This window comes from Simplicispira sedimenti, assembly GCF_022760965.1.
In the GTDB taxonomy this organism is placed as follows: domain Bacteria; phylum Pseudomonadota; class Gammaproteobacteria; order Burkholderiales; family Burkholderiaceae_C; genus Simplicispira; species Simplicispira sedimenti.
This window is the reverse complement of sequence record NZ_JAKVIJ010000017.1, coordinates 17,537-41,684: the sequence shown is the minus strand read 5'-3', so window position 1 is coordinate 41,684 and position 24,148 is coordinate 17,537. Positions and strand designations below refer to the sequence as shown.

General features: G+C 63.5%; 23 protein-coding genes. 3 read left to right on the top strand and 20 right to left on the bottom strand.

Annotation, left to right across the window (positions count from 1 at the left end):
• Positions 1-6 precede the first annotated feature (6 nt).
• From fliN to fliF, 9 genes are all read right to left on the bottom strand, one after another.
• Positions 7-453: a flagellar motor switch protein FliN gene (gene fliN, locus MJ602_RS15665; protein WP_243021708.1), complete on the bottom strand. Its 447-nt coding sequence runs from the start codon at positions 451-453 to the stop codon at positions 7-9.
• Positions 443-1,447, bottom strand: a complete 1,005-nt coding sequence (gene fliM, locus MJ602_RS15660) for a flagellar motor switch protein FliM (protein WP_243021707.1) — start codon at positions 1,445-1,447, stop codon at positions 443-445. Before fliM ends, fliN begins: the two co-directional genes overlap by 11 nt.
• An 18-nt stretch (positions 1,448-1,465) precedes the next feature.
• On the bottom strand, positions 1,466-2,029 hold the full coding sequence (locus MJ602_RS15655) for a flagellar basal body-associated FliL family protein (RefSeq protein ID WP_243021706.1): 564 nt from the start codon (positions 2,027-2,029) through the stop codon (positions 1,466-1,468).
• Between the two features lie 176 nt (positions 2,030-2,205).
• Entirely contained in the window at positions 2,206-3,522 is a 1,317-nt protein-coding gene (locus MJ602_RS15650) for a flagellar hook-length control protein FliK (protein ID WP_243021705.1), read from the bottom strand.
• Positions 3,523-3,540: 18 nt separating this feature from the next.
• Positions 3,541-3,990 carry a flagellar export protein FliJ gene (gene fliJ, locus MJ602_RS15645; RefSeq protein ID WP_243021704.1) on the bottom strand — a complete coding sequence of 150 codons (450 nt, stop codon included), beginning with the start codon at positions 3,988-3,990 and terminating at the stop codon, positions 3,541-3,543.
• Positions 3,991-4,004: 14 nt separating this feature from the next.
• Entirely contained in the window at positions 4,005-5,414 is a 1,410-nt protein-coding gene (gene fliI, locus MJ602_RS15640; protein ID WP_423246719.1) for a flagellar protein export ATPase FliI, read from the bottom strand.
• Positions 5,395-6,126 (bottom strand): FliH/SctL family protein, encoded by a 732-nt coding sequence (locus MJ602_RS15635; protein WP_243021703.1) that lies wholly within the window; start codon positions 6,124-6,126, stop codon positions 5,395-5,397. The genes fliI and MJ602_RS15635 overlap by 20 nt, the downstream gene beginning before the upstream one ends.
• Positions 6,107-7,102 (bottom strand): flagellar motor switch protein FliG, encoded by a 996-nt coding sequence (gene fliG / locus MJ602_RS15630; protein WP_243021702.1) that lies wholly within the window; start codon positions 7,100-7,102, stop codon positions 6,107-6,109. The genes MJ602_RS15635 and fliG overlap by 20 nt, the downstream gene beginning before the upstream one ends.
• A 27-nt stretch (positions 7,103-7,129) precedes the next feature.
• The gene (fliF, locus tag MJ602_RS15625) at positions 7,130-8,821 is read right to left on the bottom strand and encodes a flagellar basal-body MS-ring/collar protein FliF (protein WP_243021701.1); all 1,692 of its coding nucleotides are present in this window, start codon (positions 8,819-8,821) and stop codon (positions 7,130-7,132) included.
• 177 nt (positions 8,822-8,998) lie between these two features.
• Here fliF and fliE point away from each other — a divergent pair, with 177 nt between their 5' ends.
• Positions 8,999-9,310 carry a flagellar hook-basal body complex protein FliE gene (gene fliE / locus MJ602_RS15620; RefSeq protein ID WP_162015209.1) on the top strand — a complete coding sequence of 104 codons (312 nt, stop codon included), beginning with the start codon at positions 8,999-9,001 and terminating at the stop codon, positions 9,308-9,310.
• Positions 9,311-9,455: 145 nt separating this feature from the next.
• On the opposite strand, the gene MJ602_RS15615 is transcribed toward fliE, so the two are convergent.
• The 4 genes from MJ602_RS15615 to MJ602_RS15600 all read right to left on the bottom strand — a co-directional run bounded on the left by MJ602_RS15615 (position 9,456) and on the right by MJ602_RS15600 (position 13,410).
• On the bottom strand, positions 9,456-9,755 hold the full coding sequence (locus MJ602_RS15615) for a flagellar protein FliT (RefSeq protein ID WP_162015208.1): 300 nt from the start codon (positions 9,753-9,755) through the stop codon (positions 9,456-9,458).
• A gap of 2 nt (positions 9,756-9,757) precedes the next feature.
• Positions 9,758-10,204 (bottom strand): flagellar export chaperone FliS, encoded by a 447-nt coding sequence (gene fliS, locus MJ602_RS15610; RefSeq protein WP_243021700.1) that lies wholly within the window; start codon positions 10,202-10,204, stop codon positions 9,758-9,760.
• A 64-nt stretch (positions 10,205-10,268) separates the two neighbouring features.
• Positions 10,269-11,681 carry a flagellar filament capping protein FliD gene (fliD, locus tag MJ602_RS15605; RefSeq protein ID WP_243021714.1) on the bottom strand — a complete coding sequence of 471 codons (1,413 nt, stop codon included), beginning with the start codon at positions 11,679-11,681 and terminating at the stop codon, positions 10,269-10,271.
• A 205-nt stretch (positions 11,682-11,886) separates the two neighbouring features.
• Complete coding sequence (locus tag MJ602_RS15600) at positions 11,887-13,410, bottom strand: flagellin N-terminal helical domain-containing protein (protein WP_243021699.1); 1,524 nt, start codon at positions 13,408-13,410, stop codon at positions 11,887-11,889.
• Between the two features lie 323 nt (positions 13,411-13,733).
• On the opposite strand from MJ602_RS15600, the gene MJ602_RS15595 reads away from it, so the two are divergent.
• Both MJ602_RS15595 and MJ602_RS15590 read left to right on the top strand, forming a co-directional pair.
• Positions 13,734-15,257, top strand: coding sequence for a flagellin N-terminal helical domain-containing protein (locus MJ602_RS15595; RefSeq protein WP_243021698.1), 1,524 nt, complete (start codon positions 13,734-13,736; stop codon positions 15,255-15,257).
• A gap of 100 nt (positions 15,258-15,357) precedes the next feature.
• Complete coding sequence (locus MJ602_RS15590; protein ID WP_243021697.1) at positions 15,358-17,544, top strand: O-linked N-acetylglucosamine transferase, SPINDLY family protein; 2,187 nt, start codon at positions 15,358-15,360, stop codon at positions 17,542-17,544.
• 100 nt (positions 17,545-17,644) lie between these two features.
• Here the strand turns inward: MJ602_RS15590 and MJ602_RS15585 are convergent, their stop codons facing one another.
• Genes MJ602_RS15585 through rfbF form a run of 7 tightly spaced genes read right to left on the bottom strand, consistent with a single transcriptional unit; the run spans position 17,645 to position 24,011 of the window.
• Positions 17,645-18,316 (bottom strand): LbetaH domain-containing protein, encoded by a 672-nt coding sequence (locus tag MJ602_RS15585; RefSeq protein ID WP_243021696.1) that lies wholly within the window; start codon positions 18,314-18,316, stop codon positions 17,645-17,647.
• A gap of 2 nt (positions 18,317-18,318) precedes the next feature.
• Positions 18,319-19,221, bottom strand: coding sequence for an NAD-dependent epimerase/dehydratase family protein (locus MJ602_RS15580; protein ID WP_243021695.1), 903 nt, complete (start codon positions 19,219-19,221; stop codon positions 18,319-18,321).
• Positions 19,222-19,236: 15 nt separating this feature from the next.
• A complete protein-coding gene (locus tag MJ602_RS15575; protein WP_243021694.1) occupies positions 19,237-20,325 on the bottom strand; it encodes an FkbM family methyltransferase in 1,089 nt (362 codons plus the stop codon).
• Positions 20,326-20,369: 44 nt separating this feature from the next.
• The gene (locus MJ602_RS15570) at positions 20,370-21,611 is read right to left on the bottom strand and encodes a class I SAM-dependent methyltransferase (RefSeq protein WP_243021693.1); all 1,242 of its coding nucleotides are present in this window, start codon (positions 21,609-21,611) and stop codon (positions 20,370-20,372) included.
• Positions 21,608-22,171 (bottom strand): dTDP-4-dehydrorhamnose 3,5-epimerase family protein, encoded by a 564-nt coding sequence (locus tag MJ602_RS15565; protein WP_243021692.1) that lies wholly within the window; start codon positions 22,169-22,171, stop codon positions 21,608-21,610. The genes MJ602_RS15570 and MJ602_RS15565 overlap by 4 nt, the downstream gene beginning before the upstream one ends.
• Positions 22,168-23,241, bottom strand: a complete 1,074-nt coding sequence (gene rfbG / locus MJ602_RS15560; RefSeq protein WP_243021691.1) for a CDP-glucose 4,6-dehydratase — start codon at positions 23,239-23,241, stop codon at positions 22,168-22,170. The genes MJ602_RS15565 and rfbG overlap by 4 nt, the downstream gene beginning before the upstream one ends.
• Positions 23,241-24,011, bottom strand: coding sequence for a glucose-1-phosphate cytidylyltransferase (gene rfbF / locus MJ602_RS15555; protein ID WP_243021690.1), 771 nt, complete (start codon positions 24,009-24,011; stop codon positions 23,241-23,243). Before rfbF ends, rfbG begins: the two co-directional genes overlap by 1 nt.
• Positions 24,012-24,148 lie beyond the last annotated feature (137 nt).

The window sequence follows — 24,148 nt, the reverse complement described above, 5'->3', positions numbered from 1 at the left end:
GCTCCATCAGCCACGGCTGAGCCTGCGCAAACGCTCGGAAGGGGTCACCACATCGGTCAAGCGGATACCGAATTTGTCGTTCACCACCACGACCTCGCCCTGGGCGATGAGGTAGCCGTTGACCAGCACGTCCATGGGCTCGCCGGCCAGCGCGTCCAACTCCACCACCGACCCCTGGGCCAGTTGAAGAATGTATTTGATGGGCACCTTGGTGCGCCCCAGCTCCACAGACAACTGGACCGGAATGTCCAGCACCATGTTGATGTCCTGGGTGGGCGCGTCATTGCTGGCCCCGGAAAAGGGCATGGCCGCACCACCCGTCAGCGGACCGCCCTGCTCAGCGGCACCCGACTCTTCGGTGCGCTTTTGCTCCTCCAGCGCCTCGGCCCAATCGGCAAAAGGGTCGTCTGCGGCGTCGCCGGGCTTGTTGTCGGGGTTTTCTTCAGAGGCCATTCTTCTCTCCCATCCAGCCCGCATCGCCAGTGCGCAGGCACTCTTCGATGCGGATCGCGTATTTGTTGTTGTGCGTGCCGTACTGGCAATCGAACACAGGAACCCCACCAACGGAGGCACGGATGCGCGGCTGGCGATCCAGCTCGATGAAATCGCCGGGCTTCATGGCGAGCAACTGCTCCACGGTGGTATCGGTTTTGGCCAGCTCGGCCACCAGGGTGACTTCAGCGGCCTGGATTTCGCGCGACAGCACACGCACCCAGCGCCGGTCCACCTCGATCGAATCGCCCTGGGTGGACGAATACAGCACATCGCGGATGGGCTCCAGCGTGGCGTAGGGCATGCATACATGGATGGCGCCTGACAGATCGCCGATTTCCAGCTGGAACGCCGTGGACACCACGATCTCGCTGGGCGTGGCAATGTTGGCAAACTGGGGTTGCATCTCGGAGCGCTGGTAATCCAGCTCCAAGGGGTAAATACCGTGCCAAGCCTTCTTGTATTCGGTGCAGATCACATCGACCAGGCGGTTGATGACACGCTGCTCGGTGGGTGAAAAATCCCGGCCCTCGATACGCGTCTGGAACTTGCCCACGCCCCCGAACAAGGTGTCGATGACACCAAACACCAGCGAGGGCTCGCACACAATGAGTCCGCTGCCGCGCAGCGGCCGGATGGCGACGATGTTGAAGTTGGTGGGAACCGCCAACTCGCGCAAGAAGGCGCTGTAGCGCTGTACAGCCACCGTACCCACCGAGATTTCAGGACTGCGGCGGATGAAGTTGAACAGGCCGATGCGAAAGTTGCGTGCAAACCGCTCGTTGACGATCTCCATCGTCGGCATGCGGCCACGGACGATGCGCTCCTGACTGGAGATGTCGTAGTTGCGCACCTCCCCGTTTTCGAGAACCTCTTGCTCGGTCTTCTGGCTCTCCCCCGTGACCCCTTCCAAGAGGGCATCGACCTCTTCCTGCGATAAGAACGATTCGCTCATGGCGTACTCCTGTGCAGGTCACTGGATGATGAAGCTGGAGAACAGCACCCGTCGCACCGGGTTGGCCGCCTTTTTCGCGCGGGGACGTTCTTCCGCATCGTCGGCCTCGGCATCCTTGGGTTTGGCTTTGGCCACTTCAAAACCCAGCGGTCGCGAGACCTCACGCAAGATGTCGTTCGCCAGTTTTTCCTTGCCCTCACGCGTCAGCAGCTCTTCGGCCGTGCGCTGCGAAGCCAGCAGCAACACCCCATTGCGTATGGTGGGCATGTTCTGCTTGACCAGGGTTTCGGTCTTGAGATCCGCCAACTCCAAGGTAATACCCAACTGGGCAAACCGCTCGCCCCCGTTGTCCGCCAGGTTGACCACCAACATGTCCAAAGGCAGAAACACGGAAGGCGTTGCTGGCTCGGCAGCCTTGGCAGGCGCTTCCTCGCCCTCTTCGCTGTGGGCCTTGCTTTTGAGAAACCAGAAGGCACCGCCCCCACCTACGACCAGCAGCAACACCAGCGCGCCGACAATGATCAGCAGCTTCTTGCTCTTGGCGGGCTTCTTGGCGGTATCGGCAGGTGCGTTGGTGGACACGTTGTGGTTCCCAGCTTCAGGTACAGGCACTTGCGGCGCGTTGGAGCAACGTCAATGCCGCAGGCATGGCCCATTATTGGGCACATGCCAATGCATGATAGCCAGAATAAAACGGCAAAACCACGGCATTCTGGGGTGCTGCGCGTGCCTGCCCCCCCGCCCGTGATGCCAGAGGCTCAGACGAAGAGATCCACGGCGCGATCGGTCAGCACACGGACGCCGACCCGGGCTGTGGTGCCCGCCTCACCCGCCCGCGCAGCAGTCCCCGAGGGTTGGCCCGACTGCCCGGGTGACCGCTCCTGCTGACCACCCTGGCGTCCCGCGGACAGGCCCACGGTCAAACCAGCCAGCTCCAGGCCCTGCTGGCGCAGCAGCTCACGCAGTTGGGATTGGTCTGCATCCAGCACATCGCGCGCTTGCGCCTGGTCGGCCATGAGCGACACATGCGCCTCGTTGCCCTGCAAGGCCACGCTGACGTCCACCAGGCCCCCTTCATGCTCCACCGTGAGCTGGGCCTTCTGCAGGTTCTGGTTCACCCAGTACGTCACCTGTTCGGTCAAGGCCTCCTCGGCGGCCACCATGGCCGCTTCGTAAGAGGCTTCTGCGCCCGGCAGCTGCGCGGCTTCCGTGGAGCCCAACTCGGTTCCAGGGGCTGCGCCACCTTGTTGTTGCCCCAGGCTCTGCCCTTGCTCCTGGGAACGTGTGGAATGGGGAGCAGCAACGGCAGCGCCGCCTGCGACCGACGGATCCAGCGCCTCAACTGGCACAGGGCCAGCCTCACGTGGCCCACCAGCCCCACCCAACAAAGCGCCCTGCGCCTGCAAGACCGCAGGCGCCACAGCGCTGGCGGACGGCGCAACGGCCCCATCACCGCCACCGGCCACCGCCAGCTTGGTGGCACCCGCCTTGCCAGTGAGTGCCCTGTCCTGCAAGGAAAGCGCCGCGCCCACGACTGCTGCGCCCTTGCCCCACAGGCCTGCCGACGACTTTGCCGCCGCTATACCGCCGCCCTCGGCAGAGAGAACCGCCCCCCCCGCCACGGCTGCATCCATGCGTGTCGTCTGGGCTACGAGGCCGTCTGCCAGCACTTGTGCAAGCACGCCCGACAGATTGCCTCCCTCGGCGCCCAAGAGATTCACCGCTGCCGGCAAAGCACCGCTCCCGGCTTGCCCCGCCAACGGCACCGCGCCCTGCACACCCGCTGGCTGTGCAGGCAATCCCTGCTGCGCCAGCAACCCCGCCTGCAACAGGCCCTGCGCGATCTCGGCCGAGGTGGGCACGCTATCCTGGGGAGTGGTGCCATCGGACTGCGACAACAAGCCTTCGTTGCCTGCCACGGTGATGGCGCCCTCGTCCCCCCCCATCGCTGCGAGCAAGGCGAGAAACCCCCCGGCCGCCGCGCTGTCGTCGCCAGTCGGAGGCTGTCCGGGCTTCTGCCGAGCGATGGCTGCGGCGTTGTGGGCGGGTTGTCCGGGAACACGTGTGGTTTCCATGATTTTTCTCCTGGGCCTTCAATGGCCGTGGGCGGACGACCGATGCCGCAAGGCGGCACGCTCATCGGTCATCTTCTGGTCCCGCCGGGCCTGCGCCTGGAGGGCTTCCATCTGTCGCTTTTCCAGCAGCTTGCGCAGACTGGCCAACCGGACCTCGGCGTCGCGCAATTGCTGCTGTGCCAAGGCGACTCGCTGGGCATGGTCGTCCACCACGCCCGACTGCAACCCTGCCGCATGGTCCAACCGGCCCATGAAGTGGTAGTGGTGGAACATCACCTCGGGGGCGACAGTGGCCTGCGCCCGCATGCCCCAGCGGCTCTCGGTCTCCTGTGCATAGCCCTGGAGCACCTGCAGTTGGTCCTGGGCGGCGCGCTGCGCGCCCTGGGCATGCTGCAGCACGCGGCGCGCCTCGTCGCGCTGGCGGGTGGCCATTTCCACGGCCACAGACAGTGCGTTGGGCTTGGTCATGTTCTTGCCTCGCCTCACTGTTGCAGCACTGCGCCCATGGCGTCAATGCTGTCTTCAAAGGTGGCGGCCTCGAACATGCCCTGCTGCAAGAAGGCTTGCTGGGCAGGCTGCAGGCGAATGGCCTCGTCCAGCAGCGGGTCCGAACCGCTGAGGTAAGCGCCCACCTGCACCAGGTCGCGGCTCTTCTGGTAGCGCGAATAGATGGCGCGGAACTGCCGCGCCAGCTCGAAGTGATCGCGCGTGACGACGTTATGCATCACGCGCGATGCCGATTGTTCAATGTCGATGGCCGGGAAATGCCCACTTTCTGCCAGGGCGCGCGAGAGCACGATGTGCCCGTCCAGAATGGCGCGGGCGGCATCGGCAATGGGGTCCTGCTGGTCGTCCCCTTCGGACAACACGGTGTAGAACGCCGTGATGGAGCCCACCCCGTGCAGCCCGTTACCGCTGCGCTCCACCAGCTGGGGCAACTTGGCAAAACACGAGGGCGGGTAGCCCTTGGTAGCCGGTGGTTCGCCAATGGCCAGGGCAATTTCGCGCTGCGCCATGGCGTAGCGGGTGAGCGAATCCATGAGCAAGAGCACATGCTTGCCTTGGTCTCGGAAGTATTCAGCCACCGCCGTGGCATAGGCTGCGCCCTGCATGCGCAGCAGCGGGGGGGCATCGGCCGGTGCGGCCACCACCACAGCCCGACCGCGGTCCTGCGCGCCCAGAATGTCTTCCACAAATTCCTTGACCTCACGGCCGCGCTCGCCAATGAGGCCCACCACAATGACGTCGGCCCGGGTGTAACGCGCCATCATGCCCAGCAGCACGCTCTTGCCCACCCCCGAGCCCGCAAACAGGCCCAGGCGTTGCCCACGGCCCACTGTGAGCAGCGCATTGATGGCGCGCACTCCGGTGTCCAGCGGTTCGCGCACGGGGTCGCGATCCATGGCGTTGATCTGGCTGCGCCCCATGGGCTCGGCGGCCACATCCCGCAGGGGACCGGCGTGGTCCAGAGGATTGCCCTGCGCATCGACCACCCGCCCCAGCAGCCCTTCGCCCAGCGGTACACGCAAGGCGCCCACGCGGTTGACGGGCCGCACAGGCTCACCCAGGCGCGGCACGGGCACATACGGGGCCGCAGGCACTACCGCCGCTCCGCTGGACAGGCCGTGGATGTCGCCCGCCGGCATCAGAAAGGCCCTCTCACCCGAAAAGCCCACCACCTCTGCCAGCACCGGCGCTTTGCCAGGCATCTGCACCAGGCACTGCGAGCCCACGGGCACACGAATGCCCACGGCTTCCAGCACCAGACCGGTCAGGCGCGTCAGCGTGCCGCGCGCCTCCAGATCGGGGCCATCGGCAACGAGGGCCCGGGCGCTCCGCAGGTATTCCTGCCAGGGCGATGGAGCAAGGGGCTCAGTCGTGGCGTTCGTCACTGCCGTGCTCCCAGGGCTGCGCCAGGCCCAACGGGGCAATGGCGCGCTGCCAGCGCTTGTCCAGACTGCCGTCAATGACCATGCCCGCCTGCTCCACCAGGCAGCCACCAGGCGCCACCGACGCATCGGCCACCCACTGCACGCGCTGCGCAGTGGGCTGTTGCTGCAAGGCCGCTTCGAGCAGGGCATGGTCCTGCGGGTTCAGGCGCACCGTGGCTGTGCCGCTGTCCACCGAAAGCATGGACAGTGCTTCGCGCACCACCGGCAGCAATGCCTGGGTATCCGCCTGCAGCTCCCGGCGCACGACCTGGCGCGCAATTTCGCTGGCGAGCTCCAGCACGTCCTGCGCGGCCGTTTGCTGCAACTGGTCGAGCCGCATTTGGAAGCCTCGCACAACGGCCTCGACCCGCTGGGCAGCCTCTGCGCCCTGCTGGGCAATGTAATCGTCCAGGCGTTGCTGCCACTCCAGGCTGGCCTGGGCATGGCCTTGCGCCTGCCCCTCGGCAAAGGCATCGGTGCGCGCCTGCTCCAGGGCCTGCTGGTACTCCGCTTCGATGAGCGCAGGATCGGGGGGGGCGGGTTCGGGGGCTTCCTCTGGAACGGGTTCGGAGCCATCGACGGCGCCAAACTTCCACTGCGTGACATCGCCCACCTCCTCGCTCGGGATGAAGCGCGCGTACACCCGGCTGCTTTTAGACGAAGGCGTCGTCACCACCGCCTCCGATCACGATCTGACCCTCATCCGACAAGCGGCGCACGGTCTTGAGGATTTCCTTTTGCTGCGCCTCGACCTCGGACAGGCGCATGGGGCCACGCGACTCCAGGTCTTCACGCAGGGCTTCGGCCGCGCGCGAGGACATGTTGGAGAGGAACTTCTCCCGCAGCTCGGGTGCAGCGCCCTTGAGTGCGACGATGAGCGTCTCGGAAGCGATTTCCTTGAGCACCGTTTGAATGGCACGGTCGTCGAGTTTGGCCACATCGTCGAACACGAACATCTTGTCCATGATCTTCTGTGCCAGGTCGGGATCGTGCGCACGGATGGATTCAAGCACTGCCGTATCGATATTCGTGCCCAGCAGGTTGATGATTTCTGCCGCCGTTTTGACCCCGCCCAAAGAGGTCTTGCGGATCTTGTCGCCACCGGCGAGCACCTTGAACAGCACCTCGTTCAGGTCCTTGAGCGCCATGGGCTGTATGCCCTCGAGCGTGGCCACGCGCAGCATGACCTCGCTGCGCTGGCGTTCGGTGAACTGTTTGATGACGGCCGCAGATTGCTCGTGGTCCAGGTGCACCAGGATGGCGGCGACGATCTGGGGATGCTCGTTGCGCAGCAGTTCGGCCACCGACAGCGGGTCCATCCACTTGAGACTTTCGATCCCCGAAACGTCTCCGCCTTGCAGGATGCGATCGATCAGCAGCCCGGCCTTGTCTTCCCCCAGTGCCCGCTTGAGCACCGCGCGCACGTAATTGCCAGTGTCCGACACCAGCAGGCTTTGCGCCGCAGCCACGTTGGAGAACTTGTTGATGACCTCGTCCACCTTCTCGCGCGAGACGCTGCGCATCTGCGCAATCGTCTCGCCGAGCTTTTGCACCTCTTTGGGAGAGAGGTGCTTGAAAACTTCGGCCGCCTCCTCCTCGCCCAGGGACATGAGGAAGATGGCCGCGTTGTTCAGTCCTTCTTCATCCATGGTTGGTTCTGCCCATTCATGCGTCGATCAGGCAACATCGCCATTGACCCAATTCTTCACGATATTGGCCACCGCCACCGGGTTGGAACGCGCCAGGGCACGCGCCTCTTCCAGGCGCAGTTGCTCTGGTGTGGCCACCGCCTGTTGGTCCTGCTTGGCAGGCGCGGGCAGTGCGGGCCGCTCGGGCGTATCGGCCTCCACCGCATCCAGCTGCGCGCCCGCCATCGGAATGGCCTTGGGTTGGCCCAGTGCCTTGAGCGCAGGGCGCACCAGACCCAGCAGCACCATGGCTGCGAACAGCGACATGCCCAGAGGCCACGCCAGGTTGCGCGCCAGCTCCACGGTTTCGGGCTGCTTCCACAGCGGCGTGTCGTCGGCCACCACCGTGGCGGGCTGGAAGGGTGCATTCATCAGGTTGACCGAATCGCCCCGATCCTTGTTGTAGCCCACGGTTTCACGCACCAGGGCGGTCATCTGCTCCAACTGCTCGGCCGAGAGCGGCTTGTTCTCCACCTTGCCCTTGTTGTCCGTCACGCTCTGGTAGTTGATCACCACGGCTGCGTTGACGCGCTTGATGGCCCAGTTGTTGCCGCGCGTGACACGCACCGTCTTGTCCACCTCGTAGTTGGTGGTGGATTCACGCTTGGAATTGCCCGAATCCGTGCCCTGCTGCTGCCCTGCCGCCTGTGGTGCCGGGTTGGCTCCGTTGATGGGCGCTGCCGACGGCGCCGGTGGTTGATTGGCCACAGCCCCCGCCACCCCCACCCCGGTGGAGCTGCCAGAAGCGCTTTCTTTGGTCTCCAGCACCTGCTGGCTGCGAATGGCCGATGCCTCGGGCGCCTGGTTGGGGCGGTACTGCTCCTGGGTGGAATCGGTCTGGCTGAAATCCAGCTCGGCCGTCACCTGTGCCTTGATGTTGTTGCGTCCCACCACGGGCTCGAGGATTTCCATGATGCGACGCGTGTACTGCTGCTCGATCTGCTGCACGTACTGCATTTGCTGGGCATCCACCGCATTGCCGCTGCCCGGCTCGGGCGACTGCGACAACAGCTTGCCCGTGTCATCCAGCACGCTCACGGCGGTGGGCGGCATCTCCGGCACACTGGAAGCCACCAGGTGCACGATGCCGGCCAACTGGGCGCGGTCCAGCACCCGGCCTGGATACAGGCTCACCAACACCGAGGCGGAGGGCTTTTGCTGCTCGCGGAAAAAACCATTTTGCTGCGGCAACGCCAGATGCACGCGCGCGCTCTGCACGGAGGACAGGGACTGGATGGTGCGCGTCAGCTCACCTTCGAGCCCGCGCTGGAAGTTCAGCCGCTCCTGGAACTGCGTCACCCCGAAACGGTTGCCTTCCATCAGCTCAAAGCCGGACACCGTGCCCTTGGGCAGCCCCTGCGACGCCAGGCGCAGGCGTACATCGTGCACGCGATCCGAAGGCACCATGATCGCGCCACCGCCCTCGGTATGGCGATAGGGCACGTTCATCTGCGAAAGCTGGGCAATGATGGCACCACCGTCCTTGTCGGACAAATTGGAGAACAGGACGCGGTAGTCCTGCTGACGCCCCATCACCACGGCGGCGATGGCAGCGGCCACCAGCAACACCACGCCCAGCCCCAGGCGCAAGCGCTGGGTGCGGTCGAGTGCTGAAAACCGCTGCATCCACGCTGGTGCAGCGGAGGGAGGGGTCATGGGCACTTGGGCGACTGCGGACATTGTGGTTTCCAGTATGACAGGCCCGGGAACAATCCTGGCGTGGCATCGATTATTCGGCCACCCCCCCTCTGTCGGCGGCTGGATAAGCCGCCCCTTTGTCCATCATTTCGCCCCGATGGACCGGCCCACCGCCCCTACGATAGCCCTCATCCCCCATTGCCCCCCGGACTCACTGCCATGGACCTCCGCATCCCCAGCTCCACCACCCCGCTTGCGGGAGCCGGCATTGCGCGCCGTGCGCCCGCCAGCCCCCAGGAAACCCAGTCCGCCGGTTTCTCCGACGCGCTCAAAGGCGCACTGCAATCCGTCAGCTCGGCCCAGAACCAGGCCAGCCGTATGCAGCAGGAAGTACAACTGGAAAACCCCGCCGTAAGTCTGGAAGAAACGATGGTGGCCATCCAGAAAGCGCAAATCGGCTTTCAGGCCACCTTGCACGTGCGCAACCGCATGGTGCAGGCTTACACCGACATCATGAACATGCAGGTGTGAGAAAGCGTGGAAAGCCCCACGCATCAGCATATCTGTTTGCTACTATTTTTATAGCTGTTTGCGCTGGTATCTATTGGCCTAGAGGCCAATTTTTGCACTAAGCAACCGCAACCCACACCCCCCGGCGTCCAGGCGATCACACTGCTCAGTGCATCATCTGCGGTTGGCCTTCGAACATGTGTTCGAACTGCGCCAGCCAGGGCTCTGCCAGGCAGCGGATCTGGGCATCGTTGCGCAGAATGCGCTGCATGATGCGGGTCTTTTCCTTACGGTGCTCAGGGAGCAGCTCATGCTCCTGCGACTTGAAGCGCAGTTCTTCGATCAGCACCGCACAGGCACCCTCGTAACGCACCACACCATCCCAGTCACTGGCCTGCGCCGCCTCCAGCATCTTGCGGCTGCTATCTTCGATGGCCTTGTAGTAACCAATCAGTACTTCAGACATGGTCAGGCTTCCTGCAAAACCGAACGGGTGGAATCCACAGCCTCTGCGGGAGCCGCTGCGCCCTTCATATCCATCCACGCCTGGGCCACGGGCTCGATCAGGCGCTGCACTTCCTGCATGATGGCATCATCATTTCGGACATTAGCCAGCGTCAACCTGAGCACACAGTAGTCGTACAAAGCACCCAGGTTTTGCGCCAACTCCCCGCCATCCACCCGGTCGAGTCCGGTATTCAGGCCCTCTTCGATGATGCGAATGGCCTTCGAGATGGCGTTGCACTTGCCCAGCACATCGCCCCGCGCCATGGCCCCACGGGCCGACGCAATGGCCCCGAGCGCACCCTGGTAAAGCAAGGCCACCAACTGGTGTTGGTCCATGGTGTGCATGCTGGTTTCAACATTGATGCGCTGGTAGGCGGAAGCGGCGCGGGGGCTGTGGGTGGCGAACATGCTCTGCATCCTTGTGGCAAGTTACCTTGATTATCGGCAAACGTGGGCAAAACTGAAGCCCGCCTCACTTGCTGGAGGTCTTGTTCCAGGTAGTCACCTGCTGACCAATATAGGCGTTCAGAGCATTGAGCGTTGCCAGTTGCGAGTCCAGTGCGCTGTAACGGCGGTTGAGCTGCGCCTCGACATTGGCCGCCTTCTCATTGACACGCACCTGCTCCTTGGAGTTGCGCGTCAGACTCTGCTTCAGGCTGTCATCCTTGGTCTTGAAAAAACCATCGGTGGCCAGCAAGGTGGTGGTCAGCGCCTTGATCTTGACAGCGATGCCCTGTGCTGCACCGGTCTCCGTGCTGCTGAACATCTTCTTTAGTTCATCCGGATTTGCCATGGCCGCAGAGAGCTTGGTCGAATCGATCGTCAGGCTGCCGCCGCGCTGCTGGGTGATGCCAATGGCAGACAACTGCTGGTACTGCCCCGAGGCCGTGCTGATCGACTGCATGGCGGTCCGCAGACTGCTTTGCAGGGTGATGATCGTCGAATCGCCCTGCAGCAAACCACTCTTCTTGGTGGCGGCATCGTAGGTCGTGGCCTCGTTGATCAGGTCGTTGATGGCGTTGTAAGCCGCTACGAAATCCTCGATATTTTTCTGCACCGCAGAAGAATCCTTGGTGACTGTGATTTCCACCGGCGCCGTGGTCTCCGCCAAGGCATTGAAGGTCACTCCCGATACGGTGTCAGCAAAGGTATTGGTGGCAGAGCTCACTGGAATCAGATTGACGGTGGCCTTCGCATTGGCAGCGTACTGCGACACGGTACTTCCCGCCACCAGGCGCGACAGACCCGCCGCATCGTCGTTCACACCATCGCTATCGGTCACCGACAGGCGAAAGCCTGCATCCTCGCCCGTGTTCTTGCCGCGCAGCAGCAGGCGCTCTCCCGAAGCATCCTTGAGAATGGCCGCCGTCACACCCGCATTGGCACCATTGATCTTGCCCGCAATGTCCGACAAGGTGTCGGTGGCTGCAATGGTGATGTCCACAGGCGTGCCCGTCCCCGGCGTGAAGGATGCGGGAGCCACAGTCCATTTTCCGAGCTCAAGTCGCAGAGTGCCCGCACCCAGGGCTCCACCGACAGGGAGCAACGCCGCCGAGGCCGTCGCCTGCGCCTTGGCCAGGCTTTGCACTTCGACATTAAAGCTGGTGGGCAAGGTACCGCCCACCGCAGAGGCGGTCACCGATTTAGTGTCAGACGAGGTGGCCTTCACACCATTCCAGCCCGTCAGGCTGGTGAGCTTGCTGGTGGCATCGGCAAAAGCGGAAACCAGCGACTTGACCTGCCCAAATGCAGATATCTTGGTCTGCACTGTGGCAGCCTGGAGCTTGAGGGAATCCAGGGGCTTCTTTTCCAAGGCCACCAGCTGAGAGACGATGGACTTGACGTCCAGCCCGCTACCGATGCCCGGAGATGAAATCGTCGCCATACCGACCTCCTGTTCTTTCAACCTTGCATTGTGCGACTGCAAGGGTGGGAATGAAACCCCGTCAACCACCCGGTATCACGGGCTTATTCAGCGACCAAGCATCCAACCGAAAGGCAAAACGGCGGCGACGGTGGTCACACCGGCGCCGCCTCCCCTGGCTGGAGCCCGGCGCCTCGCAGCACGCCGGGCTTTGCCCCTGCCTTGCTTACCGCAGCAGGGCCAGCACCCCCTGGGGCAACTGGTTGGCCTGCGCCACCATCGCGGTGCCGGCCTGTTGCAGGATCTGGGCACGCGACAGGTTGGCCGTTTCAGCAGCAAAGTCGGCATCCAGGATGCGGCTGCGCGAGGCAGACATGTTCTCGGACGTCACCTGCAATGCAGCAATACTGGTTTCAAAGCGGGATTGCAGTGCGCCCAGCTTGGCTCGCTCGCCAGCAATGAAAGCCAGTGCGGAATCCACCGTCTTGAGCGACAACGTTGCCTTCCCGAAGGAGGTGACATCCAGGTCCGACACCTTCTTCAGTCCCGAGTTGAGGGTGGCGCCAGCAGCCCCCAGCGCCGTGGTCGTGGTGGAAACGGCACTGAAGGACTTGTCGGAGTCCAGCGTGATGTAGCCCGAGACACCCACGTTTTCCACGTTGGTCGTGGCGGCAAGCGCCGTTGCCGTACCTGCGGTGGTCACGCTACCACTGCCGTCACCCACCAGCTTCTGCATGGTGACCGTACCGGCATTGGCCGAACCCGTGCTACCAATGGCAATGTTGTTGCCCGTGGCGTTGGTAAGAATAATGCCCGATGCATCACTGTTGAGCGAGGCAACCACCCCAGTCTTGGACGACTGCTCGTTGATGGCGGACACTGCTGCCGACAGGCTTTCAGCACCAGAGGTTGCCGTCAGCGAGAAGGAAATCGTCACCGGATCGGATGCACCGTTTTCCGACTGCATCTTGATGCCGTAGGCACCGATCGCACCAAAAGTGAGCTGCGCCTCGGTGCGTGCAGTGGCTGTCACGCCGGTGGACTGCGTCTGCTGATTGATCGATTGCGCGGTCGTCTTGGCCGTATCGTTGGCGGCGACCGTGATGTTTTTGCTGCCCAGGGAGCCGTTGATCGCCAGGGTACCGCCGGCCACACCGTTGGAGGTGAAGGCATTGGCCAAGGTGGCGATCGTGGCCGTTGCGCTGGCGCCCGACGCCGAGCTGCCCGACACCTGGTTGTTGCCATACACGCTGGTGCGCAGGTTGGCTGTGGCCGCCACGATGGTCTGGTTGGCATTGGCACCCACTTGGAATTGGGCGGTACCAAAAGCGCCATCCAGCAGTTTTTGGCCGTTGAATTCCGTGGTCTGGGCGATACGATCGAGCTCGCCCACCAGTTGGCCCACTTCCTGCTGCAGCGCCTGGCGGTCGCTGGCGCTGTTGGATGCGTTGGCCGACTGCACCGCCAATTCACGCACACGCTGAAGAATGTCACCTGCGGCCTTCATTGCGCCTTCAGCCGTTTGCGCCAGCGAAATGCCGTCGTTGGCATTGCGCGTGGCCTGATTCAGACCACGGATCTGGCTGGTAAAGCGCTCGGAGATGGCCAGGCCAGCGGCGTCGTCCTTGGCGCTGTTGATGCGCAGACCCGAAGACAGGCGCTGGATGGAGGTGTTGAGGGAGGTCTGGCTCATGCCCAGATTGCGCTGGGCGGTCAGCGAGGCGACATTGGTATTGATGGTGGAAGCCATTTGCAAATCTCCTGAAAGAACTGGCTGAACATGGCGTTGCCGCCGACCGGATGCCAGACACCTGCCTGGCCCAGGGTTCCAAGCACCGCCGGGGCGGACCGTGGAACGGCGGGCTTTTACGTCCCGTTGCAAGTGTTTTCGGAGGCCGCGTCCAAAACTTTAGGCCCAAACACCCAAGTTGGCGGGTTTTTTGGCGCTTTATCCAGCCAACAGCTCATGCGGCGCTGCCCACAATCCATTCCATCGTTCCCGTCTTGTCTGCTGGACGGTGGAATCCCCAACCGGCGCAGATGAATTGATTTCAGCCTTCAAGGAGCACCTCCATGGCCGCCACTATCAATACCAATGTCGCCTCGCTGACCGCCCAGCGCAATCTGGGCATGAGCCAGACCTCCCTCAACACCTCCATCCAGCGCCTGTCTTCGGGTCTGCGCATCAACAGCGCCAAGGACGACGCCGCTGGCCTGGCCATCTCCGAGCGCTTCACCAGCCAGATCCGTGGCCTGAACCAGGCCGTGCGCAATGCCAACGATGGCATTTCGCTGGCGCAAACGGCGGAAGGCGCAATGAAATCGGCTAGCGATATCCTGCAGCGCGTGCGTGAATTGGCGGTGCAGTCAGCCAACGCATCCAACAGCGCCAGCGACCGCCAGGCGCTGCAGCAGGAAGTGGGCCAACTGGTGGGCGAGCTCGATCGCGTTGCCCAAAACACCGAATTCAACGCACAAAAGTTGTTGGATGGCACCTTCGGCACCGCACATTTCCAAGTAGGCGCCAATGCCAACCAGACCATCGTGGCGGCCACGGCCAACCTGCGCACCAGCGTGTATGGCAACAACCAAGTGTCGGGCAGCTCGGCGTCGGGCGCCAGCGCAACGGCCACGATCGCCACCTTGGCCAATGCCTTCACCTCCAACGGCGTGGTCGGCGGCACCCTGGCGATCAACGGTTCCTTGGGCAGCAAAAACATCACGGTCGCGGACAACGATCCAGCCAAAACGACGGCGCAATCGATCAACCAGCAGACTCAGTCCACCGGCGTGAAAGCCACTGCGCGCACCGAGGCGCAGCTCACTTTTGGTGCGATCGGTGCCTACGGCATCAAATTGCAGTCGGAAAACGGCGCATCCGATCCAGTGACGATTTCCTTCGCACTGACAGCAAACACTGGCGCCGAAGGTCTGTCGGCAGCGGTGTCGGCCATCAACGAGCAGTCGTCCAAGACTGGGGTGGTTGCCTCGCTCAACAGTGATGCATCGGGCATTATTCTTACCAACGCCACCGGCAACAACATTGCCATTGGCAGCACGGGCTCTGCCAACGCGAGCACAATCACTGTCCAAAAGTTGGTGGGCGACGGCAGTGGTGGCGTGACGACCGCAGGCACGGCCACGGCGATTGCCGCCACGACCAACGTGGAAAACGTGGGCGTCTCGGGCTACATCACGCTGGACTCCGACAAGTCCTTCAGTGCCGTTTCCACCACGACCACGGCGTTGGGAGCGGCTGGTGCCACCCTCAACTCTGGGCTGAAGAAGGTCTCGGACCTGGATGTGTCAAGTTTTGGCAAAGCGACTCATTCGCTGAAAACCGTGGACTCCGCTTTGGCCTACATCGCCAGCGAGCGCGCCAAGTTGGGCGCATTGCAAGCACGCTTTGAAACCAGCATCGCAGCCTTGGAGATCACCTCCGAGAACATGTCCGCCTCGCGCGGACGCATCATGGACGCCGACTTTGCCGCAGAAACGGCCAACCTGTCGCGTGCCCAGATCCTGCAGCAGGCAGGCACCGCCATGGTGGCACAGGCCAACCAGATACCCCAGGGCGTGCTAGCCTTGCTGAAATAAAAAGTAATTGCGGCCGCCGAAAAAGTGCTTTGCTCGTTCGGCTGCATCCATTGACTACAACTCACCGCAGTGGCCAGGCTGCGCGGAGGTTCTCACCGAAATGAAGCCCACCCGCCACGACCCCATGGCTGGTCGCCTGCAAGCCGCGCACGCGGCGGGCAATTGGCCACTGCTGATTCGTCTGTGCCGCCAGACCTTGCGCACCCATCCGCGCCATCTGAAGGCATTGCGTTTTCTTGGCTTCGCCCTGCACGAGAACGGTGACAACAACGCCGCCCTCGAAGCCTTTCAGAAAGCGGCCTCCCTGCTCCCCAATGACGCTGAATTGCTGGTCAACTACGGGAATTTGCTGCTGACGCTGGGGCGCAATGGTGAGGCACTACCCATCCTGGAAAAAGTAGTCCAACTCCGACCGGACCACAGCACATGCTGGTCTCGCCTGGCACAGTGTTGCTATTTGCTGACACTGCACCAACAAGGCTTTGATGCCAGCCAGCGCGCACTGGAAACCGCACAAAACAAATATCAGCGCGCAGACGCACTGATGCAGTCGGCAACCCACCGGCGCGAACTGGGCCAGATCCGCGAATCCATCGCCGACTGCAAGGAAGGGATCGCCTTGTTCCCGGACGTGCCCCACAACTACACGAACTGCTTGCTGTTCATGCTGGCAGATCCCGATTGCACCATGCACGACGTGCTGCAATTGGCAAAAGCCTACGAAGCACACTTTGGCGCCCCATTACGGCCGCAATGGCCCGACTTCGCAGATATCGACCATAGCCCCTGGCGCCGCCTTCGTATTGGCTTCGTATCCGCCGATCTGCGAAACCACTCCGTCATGTATTTCGTTGAAGGGCTGCTGGCGCAACTGGATCGGCGCATGTTTGAAGTGGTGGCGTTCTACAACTTCCCCACGGAAGACATCATCACGGAACGTGTACGTCACCACGTTGATCAGTTCGTTTCCATCCACGGCCTCACCCCAGCAGCCCAGGCACAAACGATCAAAAGCACAGGCATTGACATCGTCGTGGACTTGGCAGGGCACACCGGCAACAACTGCCTCCAGGCACTGGCGCACAAACCAGCGCCCATCCAGGTGTCTTGGCTCGGCTACCCCGCCACCACCGGCCTTCAGTCGATGGACTACAAGTTCACCGATGAGATCACAGACCCTGCTGACGCCGACCAAGAGTACAGCGAAAGACTCTACCGCCTGCCCACATTGTTTTGTTGCTACCGCCCCATGATTCGTGGGCCGTTGCTACGCTACCAGCCCAAGTATCTCGTTCGCCCAACCCCTGCACTGGCAAACGGCTACGTCACCTTTGGTTCGTGCAACAACTTGGGCAAACTCACAGACGAGGTCTTGTCCCTGTGGGGGCGCCTGATGGATGCCGTACCCAACGCTCGTCTTCTGATCGAGGGCAAGAACCTGGACATCCCTGAAACCGCAATGGCTTTCGGCGCACGCTGCGCTCGTATGGGCATCCCGCAGGAACGCCTCGAACTGGTGGGTCTGGATCTGCACAACCAATACTTGACCTACCACCGCATCGACATTGCGCTTGATCCCTTCCCACTCACTGGCGGCACCACGACCTTCGATCTTTTATGGATGGGCGTTCCCTTGGTGTCAATGGAAGGTCAACATTTCAGAAGTCGCCTGAGCACCGGAATATTGAGCTACCTGGGTCGTACGGAATGGCTGGCACATGATGAAACCGCTTACTTGCAGATTGCCCAAACACTTGCCAGCGACATCGCGGAGCTCAACCACCTGCGCCTGAGCCTTCGCCAACAGGTGGAACAGTCACCCCTGATGCGCGAAGACCTTCACACCCACTATTTCGGAGAAGGCCTGCGCGTGATGTGGCTCCAGTGGCTCGCGCAGCAACAGCACCCGAACGACGAGTCAGGACAACAGCAGGCGCTGACGCAATGGGTTCAGGAATACCCGCCGGAATGGAATGAACCACCCACGCCTGGCGTGGGGCTGGAGCCAGGCAAACGCGTCCCTCTGCCCGAAGCGCATGCCCTGTTGCAAGACCTGGTCGAGCAAGCCAAAACCCAAGCAGCACCCAGCGGCAATACCATCGAAGACCGCCGCTGGATCAACGTCACAGAGCTGGCGGAAAAAGTACTGTGCGCCGCCCCCCATGACCCCGTAGCACTGGCCTGCCTGGCCGAAGTAGAGCACGCCCACGGACACACCGACTTTGCCGTGACCTATCTACGCTACGCCACCGAGGCGATGGCGATCCAGGCTCCCGTGCTGCAGTAAAAGCCTTCGCGGCACAAATAACGGCAGCTGCCGCGCGAGTGCCTGGCGTTTGATGCATAGGCCAGCACCATCACACCCGCCAGGCTGGAGGCAGTCCGCGTCAAAGTGCGGGGGGCGAACGAAAAATGTCTTCCAGAACGTTGCGCCTCGATGGCTTGCACACGATCCCAGCCCCCGTAGAGGCACCAAACACCGTACAGCGTCCCGGCGTATCCGCGTTGACCAGGCTGGTACCCTGTGCCAGCACTGTGCCAGCACCCACCTGACAGCGCCCGATGATGGCCGTTTGTGGATACATCACAACCCCCTCACCCAGCACGGGTGCCACTCCATGGTTCTTGCCTACAGTGGAGTTTTGGTACACCACTAAATAGTTGCCATAAGTGGCCTTGGCAAAGACGATGCCGACGGAGTGCCCAATGAACATCACCTCCGGCATCTCGATCTCGTAGAACAGATCAATCCCGTTGAGCGCCTTGTTCAGGCCAAACAGCTTGGTGCACAGCGTGCGGTTGCCTGTCGCCTTCCAAATCGTATTGGCCAGGTAATACAGAAACAGCGTGTACTGGGTGGAATGCAAATGGTCAAACTCATTGGGCGTCCACCAACGCACCTCGTTGATGCAGCGGCCCAGCCGCGCCAATGCGGCATCCATATGGGCCGCCAGCACCACCGAGGCATCGGCATCCAGCCCATCGGGGTAGAACGTGGCCAATTGACGGGCCACGTAGGTGGCGAGTTCGTTGCGTGACAAATGCAGTGGCTTGAGCATGCTCAGGCTCCTTGGCCAGTGGCCCACAGTGAATCCAGCGCCGCCAGCAGCCCACGGGGGTGCCATTGCAGCTCAGTGCGCAGGCGCTCAGTGCTAATGCGCGGCGTGGGGGCTGGACGGGTATCCAGCAAGGGCTGCACGGCACAACCCCAGCGCTGCTTCAGGTATTCAAACAGTTCGGCATTGGACACGTTGACCCCAGAGGCCACGTTGTACACCGGTGCCCGCCCCTGCACCGCAATGCGAATCAGGGCATCGACCACGTCGTCCAGGTGCACGTAGTCGCGGGTGAAATGGGGCGATGACTGCACGGAGATTTGCCCGGCCCCTTCAGCACGGGCCTGCATCACCTGCCGCAGCAAGGCGGGCAAAAAGCCATCGGCATCCTGCGGCCCCTCGTACACGCACGCCAACCGTGCCACGCGGGCCCTGGCCTGCCCCGCCACATGGCACAGAGATTCACCCAGTCCCTTGGAGAGGTCATACAGATGGCGGGGGTTGGCGGGGTCCATGGGCAGCACGGCATCCTCGCCGGCCTCGCTCTCCTCCCCCAAATACCCCAACCCGTCATACAGCCGGGTGGACGACAAATAGACCAGCGACTGCAGCGTGCCCTGCGCCAGCCCGTGCTGCAGCACCTGCGCCAGGTGACTGACATGGGCTTGCACTGTGTCGAAGGGGCGGGCCAGGTAGTCTGCCGTGAGCCCGGCGCAGTACATCACATGGCCCAGTACATAGCCATGGCCGTGCGGCGGCTGCCAGGGCCACGCCTCATGGCGGCCCGGTGCCCAGACCTGCGCGCCACGCGCCCGCAAGGTGGTGCACAGCCGCTGCCCCACAAAGCCGGCCGCACCCACTACGGTGAAGTGCTGGCCTTGCAGATCAAGGTCATCCGCACGCGACATCAAAAGCACGCCCCGTCAGAACCCACCCACGGGGTGGTGCAGGAGCGGGTCCTTGTGCGGCAGCAGCTTGGGGCTGACACCCGCCACGATGCGGAAGGCGCTGCCCTGCACACGCGCCGCGTCGTGCACAGCCAGCATGTTGAAGCCATGGGGCGGGCCGTCCAGGTACACCGAATCGAGCGGTACCAGCTCCACGGGTTGGCCGGGCATCTCGCGGTGGGAGTTGATGTCGCGCACCGCGTACACGGTGTAGCCCAGATCCAGCAGCAGGCGACACAGGGGCGTGGCGCGCAGGCCGTGCGACCAGTCCACATACGTGCGGTGCAGTTCGAACACCACGTGGGGCTTGTCCCGGGCCAGCACTTGCTGCGCGCCTTGCAGCGCCGCCAGCTCGGCCCCTTCAATGTCCAGCTGGATCAGGCCGATGCGGCGGCCCTGGCGCTGGGCGTAGTCGTCCATGGCCACAGTGTCAAAGCCACTGCCGTCCTGCACGCTGACCATGTTGGCAAACGAGTCAAATCCGTCAAGCCGCATGCGCTCGCCGCTGCGACTCCACAGGCCCGCCACATTCACCACCACGTTGGTTAACTGGTTCAGTTCGATATTGCGCTGCAGCATCGCGGCCTGCTGGGGGTTGGGTTCAAAGCAGTGCACCTTCAGATCGCGCCCGGCGATCTGGCGGGCCACCAGCACGGCCTGGTCGCCAAAGTACGCGCCACCCACCAACACATCCCCTTGCAGATCACGGCCCAGCTCCAGCAGCAGCTTGGTGGTCTGGGGCTCCCAGACATGGGTGGGGTGCTCCGAGTCCGACAGCAGAAAGTCGCGGGCGATCTTGGTGCGGTACAGAAACTGAAAGCGCGTGCCGTCGGCCAGCACCTTGTCGTACTGATCGGTGTCCAGGTGCAGGGCGTCGATGATGGGGCCCACCACCTCGTCACGCACCGAGCCCGCGCAGGCAATGTGCCCCTCGCACTCGCGCAGCAGGGCGATCATGCGGGCGCGCAGCGCCGGGTCGCGCCCCAGGGTTTGCATGGCAAGCTGCAGGCGCTTGCCGTCCAGGTCACGCGGGTCGTTGCTGGTCATGGCGGGGGTGGCAGTCATGGCGCGAGGCTCCTCACATTCAGGCACTCAGTTAATTGGGCAATTCAAAACACTTCCAGCCGGGGCACGGCCACGGCAAACTGGCCGTCCCAGCCGCGCACAAAGTCCAGTTGCACGGCCACTTCATCCCGAAGGTTCCAGGGCAGGATCAGCACCCGGTCAGGCCGGTGCGCGCGCAGGTGGGCTTCATCGACGATGGGGATGCGGCTGCCCGGCAAATACTGGCCCTGCTTGGCGGGGTTTTTGTCCACCACGTAGGGCAGCAGGTCGGGCCGCACGCCCGCAAAGTTGAGCAGGGTGTTGCCCTTGGCAGCAGCGCCGTAGGCCCCCACGGTGAGGCCATCGGCCTGGCATTGCAACAAAAACGATAGCAGCTCGCGCTTGATCCGCAAGGCCTGGGGCTGAAAATCGCTGTAAAAACCTTCCCTCACCATGCCTGCTGCCGCTTCCGTGGCCAGCAGTTGCGTCACGCGGGCGGCGCCTTCGGGCGTGGCCTGTGGGTGGGCGGTGGCATCGGCCCGGGCGGCGAACACGCGCAGGCTGCCGCCGTGGGTGGGCAACTCCTCCACATCCACCACCACCAGCCCATTGGCCGCAAAAATGCGCTGCACTGCGGTGAGTGAAAGGTACGAGTAGTGCTCGTGGTAGGCCGTGTCGAACTGGCAGCCCTGCACCATGCGCAGCAGGTGCGGAAACTCAAACGTCGCCACGCCGTGGGGTTTGAGCAGGCGGGTGAAGCCGCCCACAAAGTCGTTGATGTCGGGCACATGGGCCAGCACGTTGTTGGCGGCGATCAGGTCTGCCTGTCGGCCAGCGCGGGCCAGCTCATCGGCCGGGGCCACGCCAAAAAAACGCTCCACCACATCCAGCCCCAACGCCCGCGCCGCCTTGGCCGTGCTGGCCGTGGGCTCGATACCGTAGCAAGGTATCCCGGCCTGCTGCACATACTGCAGCAGGTAGCCGTCGTTTGATGCGACCTCGACCACGCAACTGCCCTCGCCCAAACCCAGGCGCTGCTGCATGGCCTGCACATAGGCTTTGGCGTGGGCGAGCCACGATGTGGAGAACGAGCTGAAGTAGGCATAGTCGTGCGTGAACAGCGCCTCGCGCCCGGCATGGTCTTCGGTCTGCACCAGCCAGCAGTGCGTGCACACCAGCACGCGCAGTGGGAACCAGGTCTCGGGCGCGCGCAGGGCGGCTTCGCTCAGGTAGGCGTTGGACGGCGGGGCGCTGCCCAGGTCCAGAAACGGCAGGTGCAGCGGCTGGCCGCAGTGTCGGCACTTCACAGGTGCACTCCTTCAAACGATGCAGTCAGCAGCGCATGGCTGCGGTCGCGCTCGGACATTTCGCCCACGGGCAGCGGCCAGGGCAGCGCCAAGCGTGGGTCCAGCGGGTTCAGGCCCGCTTCTGCGCCGGGCGCGTAGGCGGCAGAGTGCAGATACAGCAGCTCGGCATCTTCCGTCAGCGCCTGAAAGCCGTGCGCAAAGCCGGGCGGGATGAGCAGCGCGCAGGCGTTGCCCGGCGACAAGCGCTCAGCGTGCCATTGCAAAAAGGTGGGCGAGCCTGCGCGCAGGTCCACGGCCACGTCCCACACCTCGCCGCGCAGGCAGCTCACGAGTTTCATCTCGGCATGGGGCGGGCGCTGGTAGTGCAGGCCGCGCACGCTGCCGCGCTGGCGCGTGAGGCTGTGGTTGATTTGGGCGATGGGCTGCGTCCAGCCTGCGGCGGCCAGCTCGTCGGCGCAGAACATGCGCTCGAACAGGCCACGCGCATCCTGCAAGGGCTGGCGCTGCACGCGCACCAGACCGTGCAGGGGCAAGGGGGTGCAGACAAAGCGGGCACTCACGCGGTGGCCTCCCAGGCATTGAGGTCGGCAAGACACAGGGCACGGGCATCGGCCCCGCCCTGCTGGGCCCGGTACCAGGCCATGGTGCGCTCCACCGCCGTGGTCAGTCCCCAGCGGGGCGCCACGCCCAGCGCCTGGCGGGCGTGCGCGGTTTCCAGCGCCAGCCAGCCCGCCTCGTGCGGGCCTTTACTATGATTTTCATAGCTGGTTGCGCTTTCTGGATAAGCGCTAGAGGCCATTTTGACCACATACCCCACGGTGGCCGCCTCGTGCGGCAGCGGGCCAAAGTTGTAGGCCCCGGCGCGGGCGGGGTCGGCCCACAGCCGCTCGGCCAGACACAGGTAGGCGGCCAGCGGCTCGATCACATGCTGCCAGGGGCGCGTGGCTTCGGGGTGGCGGATGGTGAGCTGCTGCCCGGCGCTCCAGGCGCGCACGGCGTCGGGCAGCAGGCGGTCGGCCGCCCAGTCGCCTCCGCCGATCACATTGCCCGCCCGCGCTGTGGCGACGGCCACGCCTTGCGCGGCCAAAAAGGCATCGCGGTAGCTGGCGGTGATGATCTCGGCCGCCGCCTTGCTGGCACTGTAGGGGTCGTGGCCGCCCAGCGGGTCGTCTTCGCGGTAGGGGTAGGCCCATTCGCGGTTGCGATAGACCTTGTCGGTGGTCACCACCACCACGGCGCGCACATCGGCCTGGCCCCGCAGCGCATCCAGCACATGGGCCGTGCCCATGACGTTGGTGGCGTGGGTGCCCAGCGGGTCGGCATAGCCTGCGCGCACCAGCGCCTGCGCGGCCAGGTGCAGCACGATCTGCGGGCGAGCGGCCTGCACATGGGCGGCCACGGTCTGGGCGTCGCGCACGTCGCATTCATGGCTGGCCTGCATATCGCCTGCCACGCGGGCCAGGGTGAACAGGTTGGGCTCGGTGGCGGGCGCGAGGGCCAGGCCCGTCACCTCGGCCCCCATGCGCGCCAGCCACAGGGCCAGCCAGCTGCCTTTGAAGCCGGTGTGCCCGGTCAGCAGCACGCGCTTGCCGCGCCAGAAATCAGGGGTGGGTTGCACGCGGTGGGGCATCACCAGGTCTTCCACGGAGCCTGGCCGCTTTGCCACAGCTCTTCGAGCAGGTTTTTCTCGCGCAGCGTGTCCATGGGCTGCCAAAAGCCCGTGTGCTCAAACGCCTGCAACTGGCCGCTTTGGGCCAGGCGCTGCATGGGCTCCAGCTCCCAGCTGGTGGCGTCGTCTTCAATCAAGCCGATCACTTCCGGCTGCAGCACAAAAAAGCCGCCGTTGATCCAGCCGCCATCGCCCCGGGGCTTTTCCTCAAAGCCTGCCACCGTATCGCCGTTGCGCACCAGCGCACCGTAGCGTCCCGGGGGCTGCACCGCCGTCACGGTGGCTTGGCAACCGTGGGCGCGGTGGAAGGCAAATTGCGCCGTCATGTCCAAGTCGGCCACGCCGTCGCCATAGGTAAAGCAGAACGGCTGGCCGGGCTCCAGATACTCCTGCACGCGGCGCAGGCGCCCGCCCGTCATGGTGCTTTCGCCTGTGTCCACCAACGTCACACGCCAGGGCTCGGCATGGCGGTGGTGCACTTCCATGCGGTTGTTGGCCATGTCAAAGGTGACATCCGACATGTGCAGGAAGTAGTTGGCGAAATACTCCTTGATCACATAGCCCTTGTAACCCAGGCAGATGATGAAGTCGTTGACGCCGTGCGCAGCGTACATCTTCATGATGTGCCAAAGGATGGGCCGCCCGCCGATCTCGATCATCGGCTTGGGACGCAGGTGCGATTCTTCAGAGATGCGGGTACCCAAGCCACCCGCGAGCAGTACGGCTTTCATATGGGCAGCATAGGGCAGTCCAGCGCGGCAAAAAAGCCGAACTTCACCCTATTCGCCCCACAAAACCATTGATTGCGTCCGCGAACCTCGACAACAATGCCAGAAAACCACCCCTTGGCTACCCCTCGGATTGCTCG